The following is a 13,852-nucleotide window of genomic DNA, read 5'->3' as shown; positions in this document are numbered from 1 at the left end:
AGCAAGGCTGGTAGAAAATAACGAGTTTATGGTGAAGGGGAAGAGATCAAGACCCCCTTCACCTCACTCACATGGCGTCGGCTCACATCAAATTGTAGAGTAGTCCCTCGCATCTTCACTATGTGACAACCTGACAGTGTCACCAGACTTTCCAGTCGGCTGCGATTCACCAGCGCATTACGATGCACACGCAATAAACTCTCACCATACTCCTCTTCCAACTGTTTGAGGCTCTTCTCAATCAATGCCTCACCCGAATCAAACACCAGGCGCACATACTTCCCATCCGCCTGACAGGCGATTAAGGTTGAAAAGGGTACACGGCGTAAAGCGCCACCTATCTGATAGCTGATCCACTCCTGCTGCTCGCGGCTAGCCTCCAGTTGGGCCCGATTGCGAACACTGAGTCTTTGCAACGCCTGTGCCAGGCGATCCTCCGAGACCGGCTTGAGCAGATAATCGGATGGCCCTACCTGATAGGCATCCAGCGCATGCTCCGGATGTGCCGTGAGGAAGATAATCGCTGGTGGCGGGGTACTACGGGACAGAGTAGCCGCTACCTCCAATCCACTCATGCCGGGCATTTCGATATCCAGCATGACCAACTCCGGCTGCAGCTGTTGCGCCAGCTCCAGTGCCTGCATGCCATTGACTGCCTCACCAACGCAATTGAAGCCCTCATGGCTCGCCAGTAAGCGCCTTATGCGGCTGCGCGCCAACGGCTCATCATCCACTATCAGCACTTTCATCTCATACACCTTTATCCTCGGAAAGTGGCAATACAATCTTCAATCGATAGAGCCCGTCAACAGGGCCGTGAGTGACTTTAGCCTGCTCGCCATACACCAATTCCAGACGGCGCTGTATGTTGCGGATCGCGACACCGTTACCTGCTGATGAAGTAGCTGAACGGCCAACCGGATTTTCGATCAGCAGAGTGAGCCAATCCTTACTGCGGTGCAGCTTCATGATAATGCGCCCCCCTTCGGGAAGCACTTCCACTCCATGATGCACGGCGTTTTCCAACAGCGGCTGCAGCGTCAGTACCGGCAAGGTCAGGGCGGGCAGCTGCTCAGGCAGATCCCAACTTATTTTCAATCTATCGCCAAGTCGCCACTGTTCCAGCTCAATATACTGTCGCGACAGTTGCAGCTCCTCTTCAAGTGTTGACTGTTCTCCGGCATTCAGTGCAGCACGAAACAGGCCTGACAGGTTGAGCAGAGCACGTTCGGCACCAACCGGGTCCTCTCGCGTCAGCTCGGCTATCATGTTCAGACAGTTGAACAGGAAGTGGGGGCGTATTTTGGCCTGCAGTGCATCCAGCTCCGCACGAGACTGGGCGGTAATGCGTTCACTGCGTTCATAATGCATGACAAACAACTGGATACACATCGCACCGACTACCAGCGCAATCGCCAGGTTATTGATGACGAAACTGCCCAGCCCTTCACGGGTCACCCAGCCCCAGTTAGCCAACACATGATAGGCCAGAATACTCACCAACAGGGTTACCAACAGCAGAATCAACAGCGAAGCCGGAATCAGCAGCTTCGGCTTCAGTCGGCGCATCATGCGCTGAAACAGGCACAACAGTAGTATGCTCAGTAACGCCACCCACTGCACAAACAGGGTGGTAAAGCCCAGGCGCACCCAGCGATCCTCAACCACACCGGGCGCCAGCGCCAGCAAGATCGCCACAGCCTGCGCCAGTACTATTACCCGCAGTACCATGCTCTCCTGACAGAACACCGGTAGATAGGGACGACCCACAACCTCCTGCTGCCTGCGCATTTGCCCTTACTCCAGATATGGCTGATCAAAGTTTAAGAATAGTTCATCCAACAGCAGAAACAGAGACCTGGATCAGGGATTCAGTCGATAGGTCTGGCAAGCCCACCTGAAACAGGCAACAAAAAAGCCGACACCCGTCTGCACGCATGTCGGCTTTTCATCTCAGAGCCAGATTCAGACCTCGAGATAGTCCAGAATCCCTTCGGCAGCACGACGACCTTCATCAATCGCGGTCACGACCAGATCGGAACCACGCACCATATCACCACCGGCAAACACTTTCGGGTTGCTGGTCTGGAAGGCGAACTTTCCTACCTGATCAGGCGTACCGCTGGTATGAATACGGCCATCTTCGTGCATATCGATACCAAACTCGGTAAACCAGGGTGCAGGGCTCGGGCGGAAGCCAAAGGCGATCAGTACGGCATCGGCCTTGAGGATCTCTTCAGACCCTTCGACCACTTCTGCACGCTGACGGCCATTCTCATCCGGCTCACCCATGCGGGTAGTAACCACCTTGATGCCTACTACCTTGCCATTCTCACCGACCACTTCGACAGGCTGACGGTTAAAGGCAAACTTAACGCCCTCTTCCCGTGCATTGACCACCTCGTTGCGAGAACCCGGCATGTTGGCCTCGTCGCGGCGATAAACGCAGGTCACCGACTTGGCACCCTGGCGAATCGATGTGCGGTTACAGTCCATCGCTGTATCACCACCACCAAGCACGACAACACGCTTGCCATTGAGGTTGATGAACTCCTCGGGGCTCTTCTCGAAGCCCAGGCAGTGGTTGACGTTGGAGATCAGGAACGGCAGTGCATCATACACGCCATCCAGATCTTCACCGGGGAAGCCACCTTTCATATAAGTATAGGTGCCCATACCAAGGAAGACTGCGTCGTACTGCTCCAGCAGTTTTTCCATGCTGATGTCTTTGCCGACTTCGGTATTGAGGCGGAACTCAACGCCCATGCCTTCAAACACCTTGCGACGACGCACCATGACATCTTTTTCCAGCTTGAACTCCGGTATACCAAAGGTCAGCAGGCCACCGATCTCGGGATAGCGATCAAACACTACCGGACGCACGCCATTGCGCACCAGAATATCGGCACAGCCAAGACCGGCAGGACCGGCACCAATCACGGCGACTTTCTTGTCGGTCCAGACCACGTGGCTCATATCCGGACGCCAGCCCATCGCAAACGCGGTGTCGGTGATATATTTCTCAACCGAACCGATGGTCACGGCACCGAAGCCATCATTCAGGGTACAAGCCCCTTCACACAGACGATCCTGCGGACAGACACGGCCACAGACTTCTGGCAGGGTGTTGGTCTGATGGCTCAGCTCCACCGCTTCCATGATGTTGCCTTCTGTGACCAGCTTCAGCCAATTGGGGATGAAGTTGTGTACCGGGCATTTCCACTCACAATAGGGGTTACCGCACTCCAGGCAACGATGTGACTGGCTGGCAGCATCTTTGGGCCGGAAAGGCTCATAGATTTCGGCGAACTGTTTTTTACGCACAGATGCCGTGATTTTCTTGGGCCCCTTACGGCCCACATCCATAAACTGGAAGTCATTACTCAGACGTTCAGCCATTTTAATACCTCTTCAGGAGACCTGACCCACTCTGGAGCCAGGTGCTGCCGATAATCATACCCTGGCATGCTTATTCCGGGCGCTTGCGAATGCTGTTCAGCAGTTCATTGAGCCCGGTTGCATAGGGCTTGACCAGCCAGAACTTACCAATCAGATCATCGAAATTGTCGAGGATCTCACGCCCCCAGGCGCTGCCTGTTTCACGGGTAAACTCGATAATGACTGAGCGCAGGTGGTTGCGATACGCCTCCATCTGCTCAGGCGCGACACGGTGGATATCCACCAGTTCGTGGTTGTACTTATCCACAAAGCTGTTGTCCAGATCCAGCACATAGGCAAAGCCTCCGGTCATACCTGCACCGAAGTTGTAGCCGGTTTTGCCCAGTACCGTCACCATACCGCCCGTCATGTATTCGCAGCAGTGATCACCTGCCCCTTCAATCACAGCATGGCAACCTGAGTTGCGCACCGCGAAACGCTCACCGGCATGACCCGCTGCAAACAGCTTTCCGCCGGTTGCGCCATAAAGACAGGTGTTGCCCATGATGGCGGTTTCGTGCGTTTTAAAGGTAACACCGCTGAACGGGCGCAACACGATCTTGCCGCTGGACATCCCTTTGCCGACATAGTCGTTGGCATCACCTTCCAGATAGAGGTGTTGACCACCGGCGTTCCAGACCCCGAAAGATTGCCCGGCATGACCACGGAAATTGAATATCACCGGCTGATCACTCATACCCAGATTGCCGTGATGGTTGGCAATGAACCCGGAGGTGCGTGCGCCGACGGAGCGATCGCAGCTGGTGATTTTGAGCTCCCACTCACCGCCGCTCTTGCCTTCGATCGCATCCCTGGCCAGCTCCAGCATCCTGTCGTTCAGGCTACCCGGATCATATGGCTGGTTTCTCTCCTGCTGACAGGTCTGCGGATACTCATCCGGCACGCCCGCCTTGCTCAGAATCGGCGTCAGATCAAGGCAACGCTGCTTGTCTGATTCACCTTCAAGAATCTCCAGCAGTTCGGTACGACCCACCAGTTCATCCATGGTGCGAACACCCAGTTGAGCCATCAGTACACGAGTCTCTTCTGCGATAAAGCGGAAGAAATTCTTGACCATCTCGACCGTGCCACGAAAATGCTCTTCACGCAGATCAGCACGTTGCGTCGCGACACCGGTTGCACAGTTGTTGAGATGGCAGATACGCAGGTACTTACAGCCCAGCGCGACCATCGGCATGGTACCAAAGCCGAAGCTTTCCGCACCCAACATTGCAGCCTTGACGACATCAAGACCGGTTTTCAGACCGCCATCAGTCTGCAGGCGGATCTTACCGCGCAACTGGTTGGCACGTAGCGCCTGATGCGCATCCGCCAGTCCCAGCTCCCAGGGTGAACCGGCATAGTGAATGGAGGTCAGCGGGGATGCCGCCGTGCCGCCGTCATAGCCAGAGATGGTGATCAGGTCGGCATAGGCCTTGGCCACACCACAGGCGATCGTGCCGACACCCGGACGCGATACCAGCTTGACCGATACCAGCCCCTCAGGATTGATCTGCTTGAGATCAAAAATCAGCTGCGCCAGATCCTCGATCGAGTAGATATCGTGATGCGGTGGTGGCGAGATCAGGGTCACACCTGGTACTGAGTAACGCAGACGAGCGATCAGCTCATTTACCTTACCACCCGGCAACTGACCACCCTCACCCGGCTTCGCACCCTGCGCGACCTTGATCTGCATCACATCAGCACTCATCAGGTATTCCGGTGTAACACCGAAACGCCCCGAGGCAATCTGCTTGATCTTGGAACGCTTGATAGTGCCATGCCGTGCCGGATCTTCGCCACCCTCACCTGAGTTGGAACGACCACCCAGCTCGTTCATCGCCACTGCCAGCGCTTCATGCGCCTCTGGCGACAGCGCACCGAGTGACATGGCTGCGGTATCAAAACGTGGGAACAGCTTCTCAGCCGACTCAACCTGATCCAGCGGGATCGGCTTGATATCCTTGCGAATTGCAAACAGATCACGGATCGTCGCCACGCCGCGCTTGTTCACCAGATCGGCATAGCGCTGGTAAGCCTTGGCATCTCCCGTGGCAACGGCCTGATGGATCGATGTGACCACATCCGGGTTGTAGGCGTGATACTCACCACCATGCACATATTTGAGCAGACCGCCCTGCTGAATCGGCTTACGAGCGCTCCAGGCTTCCTTCGCCAGCAGATCCTGCTCGAACTGGAAGTGCTCAAAGCGAGCACCCTCAATACGGCTGGCGACACCGGTAAAGCACAGGTTGACGATTTCACTCGACAGACCGACCGCCTCAAACAGCTGCGCACCGCGATAGGACGCGATGGTGGAAATCCCCATTTTGGAGAGGATCTTCATCAGGCCCTTGTTGATCCCCTTGCGATAGTTTTCATGCGCACGCAGTGGATCATTGGTCAGTTCGTTGGTACGACACAGATCGTTCAGAACACGATACGCCAGATAAGGGTAAACCGCCGTGGCACCAAAACCGAAGAGTACCGCAAAGTGATGCGGATCACGCACTGTGCCGGTTTCGACCACAATATTGGTGTTGGTTCTGAGCCCCTTGCCCACCAGATGGTGATGCACGGCACCGGTTGCCATCGCTGCATGAATCGGCAATTTGCCGCGCTGCAAGTAGGCATCAGTCAGGATCAGAATCACCTTGTTATCCAGCACCGCTTTCTCGGCCTTGTCACACAGATCACGAATCGCCTGTTCCAGACCTATAGCCGGATCGTACTGCAGATCAAGATCTATCGAGTCAAAGTCACCGACCGTGTTGTTACGCAGTCTGCGGAACTTGCTGGCAGACAGAACAGGTGAGCTCAGGATCACACGACGTGCATGCTGAGGGCTCTCCTCAAACACGTTGCGCTCAACACCGATACAGGTTTCGAGCGACATGACGATCGCTTCACGCAGCGGATCGATCGGCGGGTTGGTAACCTGCGCGAACTGCTGACGGAAGTAATCGTAAGGCGAGCGGATACGCTTGGACAAGACTGCCATCGGCTTATCGTCGCCCATGGAGCCTACCGCTTCCATACCACTCTCACCCAGAGGACGGATCACCTGATCTCGCTCTTCGAAGGTGACCTGGAACATCTTCATGTGGATCTTGATCTCTTCCGTCGCCATCTCACGGAAAGACTGTGATTCCTCCACAAAGCTCATGGTCTGCTCAAGACGCATGGCGTTCTCTTTCAGCCACTTACGATAGGGCTGACGGCTTTTCAGCTTGGCATCGATATCCGGTGTATGCAGCACTTCGCCTGTTTCGGTGTCGATGGTCAGTATCTGACCCGGTCCGACACGACCCTGTGCCACGATATCTTCGGGTTTGTAGTCGAACACACCGATCTCGGACGCGGTGCAGATATAGCCCTGCTTCAGCATCACCCAGCGAGAGGGACGCAGGCCGTTACGATCCAGCATGCAGACCGCATAGCGGCCATCGGTCATGACCATACCGGCCGGACCATCCCAGGGTTCCATATGCATGGAGTTGTATTCGTAGAAGGCACGCAGATTGGAGTCCATTGTCTCCACGTTCTGCCACGCCGGTGGCACGATCATGCGCACGGCACGGTAGATATCCATGCCCCCTACCAGCAGAAACTCCAGCATGTTGTCCATGCTGGATGAGTCTGAGCCGGTGGTGTTCACGATAGGCTGCAGTTCTTCCACATTGGGCAGGTACGGGGTGGCGAATTTATTGCTGCGCGCTCTGGCCCAGTTCCGGTTGCCATCGATAGTATTGATCTCGCCATTGTGGGCAAGAAAGCGAAAAGGTTGTGCCAGCGGCCAACGCGGCGCTGTATTGGTTGAGAAACGTTGGTGATAGGTACAGATAGCTGTTTCCAACCTTGCATCACCCAGATCTTTGTAAAAACTGGGAAGATCCACAGGCATCATCAATCCTTTGTAGGAGATGACTTTATCCGAGAGACTACAGATATAGAAGTCCGGATCTGACTCCAGGCCTTGTTCGGCCTTGCGACGTGCGACAAACAGACTGGTTACAAATTCACGTTCCGTTTTACTCTTCGCATCAATAAAAACCTGCTCAATGGCAGGTAAGGTATCTTTGGCAATCGGCCCCAGGCAGCTGTTATCGGTTGGAACCACACGCCAGCCTTGCACGGCCAGCCCCTGTGCTTCCAACTCGCTGTTCAGGCGCTGACGAGCTGCGTCTGCAAGTCCAGGCTCCCTGGACAGAAACACCATCCCTACAGCATAGTGAGCTCCCAGCTCAACCTGCAGCTCCTCTTTGGCGACGGCACGCAGAAACGCATCCGGTTTCTGCATCAACAGACCACAACCATCACCGGTTTTGCCATCCGCCGCGATACCACCGCGGTGCGTCATGCAAGCCAGTGCTTCAATTGCTTTCTGCAGCAGTTCATGACTGGCATGACCCTGCATGTGTGCCATCAGGCCAAAGCCACAGTTGTCTTTAAACTCACCGTGGCGATACAGACCATTGCTCATAAGCCAATCTCACTAAAAAGTTCTTTTACATCAATGAGTTAATATCGTATATACGACCTCAATGCGTGTGTAACAGGCGAAAAGGGGAATCGATTTTACACCTCATGCGGCTCCGGGACAAATTTTAGACAGCACAGATCCTGATTCAGATCAGTCTGGAACCCGAATCAGGCATTAAATAAGCAGGAGATTTATTATAGGTATTTGTTATATATAGGTATTATTGTTTCTTGCCAATATCGGCCTTGACACCTGAAATACTGCGCGCCCAAGGCTGCAAAGACTGTAATTCGCTGGGCAAAGTCGATACAGCGGACATCGCAGCAGCACGAGTCGGGTATTGACCATATACGATCACATGCCAGGGTTGCTCTCGGAAAATAGTCCTGAAGTAATAGAATCTGTGCTTCTCCTGCTGAGATTCGATGAATCTCACGACACTCTGCTCTGACCGAGCACCCAGCATCTGCAAGGTATAACCGGAATCCGGCCATCCCATCAACTCTTTCTCACGCAACAGTGGGTGCTGTGAAGAGGAGCTGGCAGTCTGTGCTGCAGAAGCTGGGGCAGGTGGTGGCGCTGGTGGTGGCGAGGGGGCCGCCGCTACACTGGGCTCTGGTGCTGGTGCTGGTGCTGGTGCTGGTGCTGGTGCTGGTGCTGGTGCTGGTGCTGGTGCAGGTGCAGGTGCAGGTGCAGGTGCAGGTGCAGGTGCAGGTGATATTGCCTGTGGCTGACTTACACGTCCAGGGGGGGCCTGCTGTCCAGCTGACTGGGCCACTGCCGATGAAGGTACAGGGGGTGACTCAGGAGCAGCCTGTGGCGCAGAAACCGGTGCTGCATCCACGGGTTCCGGCTCGGGCATTATCACTTCATCACTATCCTGGTCTGCCTCTTCTTCGACAATCGGATTAAGCTCAGCGAGCTCGGTCAGAGGTATGCCGCCTGATGTCAGATCGATGGAAACAGCATCTTCCTGTAACCTCGCCTCCTGCTCTGCCAGTCGTTGTGCCAGATCATCACGCACAGCGGGTTCGGGCGTTGTGACAATCGGGCCAGAGAGAGACGACACCTCAAGGGGGATCGACAAACGTTGCGTATCACTGGTTACGGCAGGTTCTGAAGGCAGGAACTGCCACACTGCCACTCCGGTAATCGCCACCAGTACCAGCGCAATACCCGCCAGATGGACTGGTGGCAGCGGAAAAGCCTTAACTCCGGATGTAATGCCTGCTGATGTCATCCCTGCTGCAACCCCTGATTTTACTCTGGATGCAACTCCGGGTTTGACCACCCCGCCCTTTTTCAACAAATCAGACACACCGGCTCGCAGACTTCCGGGATTGCCTTCACTCCTGTCGATCAGTTGCCTGAGCAGTCGTGGCTTGATATCGACTCCCTCAGGCAGCAAGGCTGCCACAAACGCTTCTGCCTCTTCGGGCTCAAACGGATGCAGAATCTGTACATGCTGGTATCCATCCAGGCGCTGCGTAACACCCAATTCAAGCAGCCTCTGCTCAAATGGGGGTTGAGCGGTCATCAGAAGATGCGGGGCACCACGCTCTATCTGGGTAAAGCCGGTCAGCAACTCCAGCGCATTGTCTGTCAGGAGGTCAGCGTCATCAACAAAGATCTGCAACGTAATCTCAAGCTCAGCCAGTGCCTTGGCCTGCCTGTGAACCTCTGTCAGCCGTTCACGGTTATCTGCCGTTGCCGAACACTCCAACTCCATGGCCGATACCAGCTCTATCAGCAGCGTTGTGACATCGGTAGGCTTGGTGAGCGCTACCTGAACGATCCGCTGCGACGTATCCTCTTCCTGCGGCAGCAGCTGCTGAAGGAGGGTCGTTCTGCCACTGCCGACATCACCGAGCAGCAAAATGACAAAATCTGAAAAACGAGCCATATGGCGCAGCTTATCGGTAAGCTGCATGCGCGACGGTGGTTCAACATACAGTGAATGAGACAGCGCCATAGAACAACCTGATCAAGTGTTTGAAAGCTGGCCCAGGTATTTACCTGCACTCAGAGTCTGATGCAACAGTGCGGCCGGAAACTGGTCGGTAACTGTAGCTTCGCCGATCGATTTAAGCAGTACCAGGCGCAACTGTCCATCAAGTACTTTCTTATCGACAGCCATCAGTTCGCAGAAACGCTGCGCTGACATCTCTTCCGGTGGCAAAACCGGTAGACCTGCCGCAATCAGAATTGCCCGTACCCGCTCAACATCCTCCTGCTTGAGCCAGCCCAAACGCATTGACAGGTCAGCCGCCATCATGGTTCCCGCCCCTACGGCCTCGCCATGCAACCAGTTGCCATAACCCATCTCGGTTTCTATGGCGTGCCCGAAGGTATGACCCAGATTCAGCCAGGCACGTATCCCTGTTTCATGTTCATCCTCGGCCACCACCTCTGCCTTTATCTCACAGGAGCGATGAATGGCCTGGGCCAGTAACTGCTCATCACCTGAGCGCAGGCGCACCATATGCTGCTCCAGCCACTCGAAAAAGCTGGCATCATAGATCAAACCATACTTGATCACTTCAGCCAGACCGGCTGACAGCTCACGCGCCGGCAAGGAGCTCAGCACTGAAGTGTCTGCAATGACAGCCTGGGGCTGATAAAAGGCACCAATCATGTTTTTGCCCATCGGATGATTCACGCCGGTCTTGCCACCAACCGAAGAGTCCACCTGAGACAGAAGTGTGGTCGGAACCTGAATGAACGCCACCCCTCGCTGATAGCAGGCTGCAGCAAAACCCGTCATGTCGCCGACAACACCACCCCCCAATGCTATCAGCGTTGTAGTACGGTTATGCCGGTGAGACAGCAGAGCACTGAAGATAAGATCAAGATGCTCAAGATCCTTGAACTGCTCACCATCCGGCAAGGTCACAACATCCACCTGATGACCGACCAGACCCTGCTTCAATTGCTCAAGGTACAAGGGCGCAACGGTTTCGTTGGTCACGACCATCACCTGTCTGGCCTTGATATGCGTGGGCAGAAGCGACTGAGAGATCAGTCCGCTGCCGATATAGATAGGATAGCTACGCTCAGCCAGCGCAACAGTCAGCTTTTGCATCTGAGGCTCACTCCAGGAGTTTGCTGTATTCAAGAGGGCGCCAGTTGTTTAACCAGCTTGATGATCTCATTGGCAACCGTTCGCGGATGCCGGCGATCGGTTCTGACGACCAAATCCGAGCATGCTTTATATAGTGGTTCACGCTCTTCCAGTAGTTTAATGAGAACCGCACGCGGATTGTCAGTCTGCAGCAAGGGACGATTACGGTCTTTCGATGTCCGCTCCAGCTGCTGCTCGATTGAGGTACTCAGAAATACGACCAATCCACGGCTTTGCAGGTGCTGCCGATTGATCTCTCGCAACACTGCACCACCACCCGTTGCCAGTATGATGTTGTCATGCTGAGTCAATTCATCAATGACAGCGGTCTCGCGATCCCTGAACCCCTGCTCACCCTCTACATCGAAGATCCAGGGAATATTAGCGCCCGAACGTTCTTCTATTACCTTGTCCGTGTCGTAAAACTCAGTCTTGAGTTCCTGAGCCAGCAAACGGCCAATGGTGCTTTTGCCAGCACCCATTGGCCCGATTAAATATATGTTCAACGGGTTTCCTCTACTGTGAAGCCAAGGCATCCCGAATCATTTTAGGCGTGATGAAGATCAGCAGTTCACGCTTACTTTCAGCCTTTTCTGTTTGCCTGAACAGGTGGCCCAGAACGGGAAGGTCGCCAAGAAGGGGCGTTTTGGAAACCTGATTGAAAGTTTCATTCCTGAACACGCCACCCAGCACTATGGTATCACCATCGCGCACCACGACAGAAGTTCTAACCTCATTGGTGTTGATGGATACTTCACCGTTTGGCAGCACCTGACCCACAGAATCCTGATTCACCTTAAGATCCAGAGTCAGGCGATCACCCGGATTGATCTGCGGCGTCACCTCCAGACTCAGTGCAACATCCTTGAATTCGATCGTTACAGTACCGTCTTCTATCTTCTGATAGGGAATCTGCTGTCCGGCCTTGATCATCGCCGTCTGGCCATTGGTTGTAATAACCTTGGGCTGTGAGATGATCTCAGCTTTACCGTCACTTTCCAGCGCCGTCAGCTCTGCCGAGAGCAGGAAGTTGCTCGCCAGATAGCCTATTGCGATAGAGGATTGCGGTGTAACACCCAGATCCACCATCAGATTACTTGGAATACCACGCGTCTGGGTTGTGGAACTGCTTGATGTACCACTACTGGTATTGCTACCGGTACTGGAAGAAGTATTGGAGCCTGTTGTACCGGATGAGGAACCAATATTAATAACAGTATCGCCCACAGTCACCGTTGTAGCACTGCCGGTATTGGTTGACTGGTTACTACCCTGAGTGGAGCCCTGGTTGAAACCCTGGTTAAAGCCCTGGTTAAAGCTGGAAGAGGTTGTCGTCAGAGGCGCAGTAAAAGGTGTGCCAGGTGAATTCGGTGAACCGCCGATCTGCCAGCGGTCATTCATGAACCCAGCCCCCCAGCGAATACCCAGCGCCTTGGAAAAGTCCGTTGAAGCATTAACGATACGAGCTTCAACCAGCACCTGTGCTACTTCAATATCAAAGCGGCGAAGAGTGCGCCGGATCTCCTCCATCTGCCTGGCTGTTTCGCGTATCATCAGTACGTTGGTCTGATCATCGGCCAGAATAAAGCCACGTTCGGACACCATGCGCGCATCCTCAAGCCGCGTTTTCATATCTGTCGCACGCCGGAAGTCCACCTGTATATACTCAGTGATCAAGGGTGCCAGTTGCTGAACCTGCTGCTGACTTTCAAGCTCCATCTGTTCACGAGCGCTGATTTCAGCAGCCGTACCTACCATCAGGACATTGCCGGATTCACGCTTATCCAGATTCTTGGTTTTGAGTATGATATCCAGCGCCTGATCCCAGGGTACATTCTTCAGCCTTAGGGTAACCGTACCACCCACCTGATCACTGACAACAAGGTTCATTTCAGCCACTTCAGCCAGTATTTGCAATACTGTGCGGACCTCTACATTCTGGAAATTCAGATCGATGCGTTCACCCGAATAGGGGAACTGAGATCTGGACAGCTCCTCCTGCTCCTGAAAAGTCAAAGGCTTGAAGTCCAGAAACAGCTGGTTACCTGTTTGATAGGCCATGAAGTCATAAGGTTCGGCAGAAGGCTTGACGAGAATCATGGTGTTTTCACCACTGACCATCGCATCAATGAACATCACAGGCGTGGCAAAGTCCATGACATCAAGGCGGGATTCCAGCGCATCTGACAAGCTGGCACCCACAAGATTAATGATGACGTTATTACCCTCTTCAAAAATATCAAGGCCAGCACGATCATCACTCATCGTCACCGTTACACGGCCTCTATTGCCCTCAACCCGCTGAAAATCGATACCGCGAATACGCGTTCTGTCATCAGCCGCTGCAGGCATTCTTGCCCCTTCAATCGGGGTTGGCGCAGCAACTCTGGAAACACCAGCACCAATACCACTGTCTTCAAACACCATGAAAAGACTGTTGTTTTCGGCCAACATCGTATACTCGGCCTTGACATTCAGGTTAGCCACAACACGCAAGCGCCCTTCCACTTGTGCAAAATTGAGGCTGTCGACAAGGTTGGTTTTGAGATCCAGCTGGCGCTGCCCCAGCTCATTGGTAACACCAAAGAAATCCATCACCAACCGAGGTGGGTTGTCAATCATATAGGCGTTGGGAACCGGCGGCGGCGAATCAAAATCCAGTCTCACTTCGATTTTCTGACCCGGCAGTGCCACAAAATTGGCGTCCTTAAGCTGAACTTCCTGCGCAGCGACAACACTTGAGAGCAGTGTTGTAAGCAGGGCCAACATCCAGAGCCACATCGGCAGTGCCGCACTGGGCTGCATAA

The 13,852-nt window shown here is 54.2% G+C and carries 8 protein-coding genes; all 8 read right to left on the bottom strand.

Annotation, left to right across the window (positions count from 1 at the left end; all coding sequences use genetic code 11):
• Positions 1–26 precede the first annotated feature (26 nt).
• Positions 27–749, bottom strand: coding sequence for a LytR/AlgR family response regulator transcription factor (locus F7R27_RS14990; protein WP_151705070.1), 723 nt, complete (start codon positions 747–749; stop codon positions 27–29).
• 1 nt (position 750) lies between these two features.
• Positions 751–1,791 carry a sensor histidine kinase gene (locus F7R27_RS14985; RefSeq protein ID WP_151705069.1) on the bottom strand — a complete coding sequence of 347 codons (1,041 nt, stop codon included), beginning with the start codon at positions 1,789–1,791 and terminating at the stop codon, positions 751–753.
• Between the two features lie 174 nt (positions 1,792–1,965).
• Positions 1,966–3,399, bottom strand: coding sequence for an FAD-dependent oxidoreductase (locus F7R27_RS14980; protein WP_151705068.1), 1,434 nt, complete (start codon positions 3,397–3,399; stop codon positions 1,966–1,968).
• 70 nt (positions 3,400–3,469) lie between these two features.
• Positions 3,470–7,924 (bottom strand): glutamate synthase large subunit, encoded by a 4,455-nt coding sequence (gltB, locus tag F7R27_RS14975; RefSeq protein WP_151705067.1) that lies wholly within the window; start codon positions 7,922–7,924, stop codon positions 3,470–3,472.
• A 220-nt stretch (positions 7,925–8,144) separates the two neighbouring features.
• Positions 8,145–9,896 carry an AAA family ATPase gene (locus tag F7R27_RS18735; RefSeq protein ID WP_151705066.1) on the bottom strand — a complete coding sequence of 584 codons (1,752 nt, stop codon included), beginning with the start codon at positions 9,894–9,896 and terminating at the stop codon, positions 8,145–8,147.
• A gap of 12 nt (positions 9,897–9,908) precedes the next feature.
• On the bottom strand, positions 9,909–11,006 hold the full coding sequence (gene aroB, locus F7R27_RS14965; RefSeq protein ID WP_151705065.1) for a 3-dehydroquinate synthase: 1,098 nt from the start codon (positions 11,004–11,006) through the stop codon (positions 9,909–9,911).
• 29 nt (positions 11,007–11,035) lie between these two features.
• Positions 11,036–11,551, bottom strand: a complete 516-nt coding sequence (gene aroK / locus F7R27_RS14960) for a shikimate kinase AroK (protein WP_420846636.1) — start codon at positions 11,549–11,551, stop codon at positions 11,036–11,038.
• Positions 11,552–11,561: 10 nt separating this feature from the next.
• Positions 11,562–13,850: a type IV pilus secretin PilQ gene (locus tag F7R27_RS18825; protein ID WP_240776388.1), complete on the bottom strand. Its 2,289-nt coding sequence runs from the start codon at positions 13,848–13,850 to the stop codon at positions 11,562–11,564.
• Between the last annotated feature and the right edge of the window lie 2 nt (positions 13,851–13,852).

Origin of the sequence: Nitrincola alkalilacustris (assembly GCF_008973755.1) — a bacterium.
GTDB classification, from domain to species: Bacteria; Pseudomonadota; Gammaproteobacteria; order Pseudomonadales; family Balneatricaceae; genus Nitrincola; species Nitrincola alkalilacustris.
The sequence above is the reverse complement of the archived record's forward strand: the minus strand, read 5'-3'. Positions and strand labels throughout refer to the sequence as shown.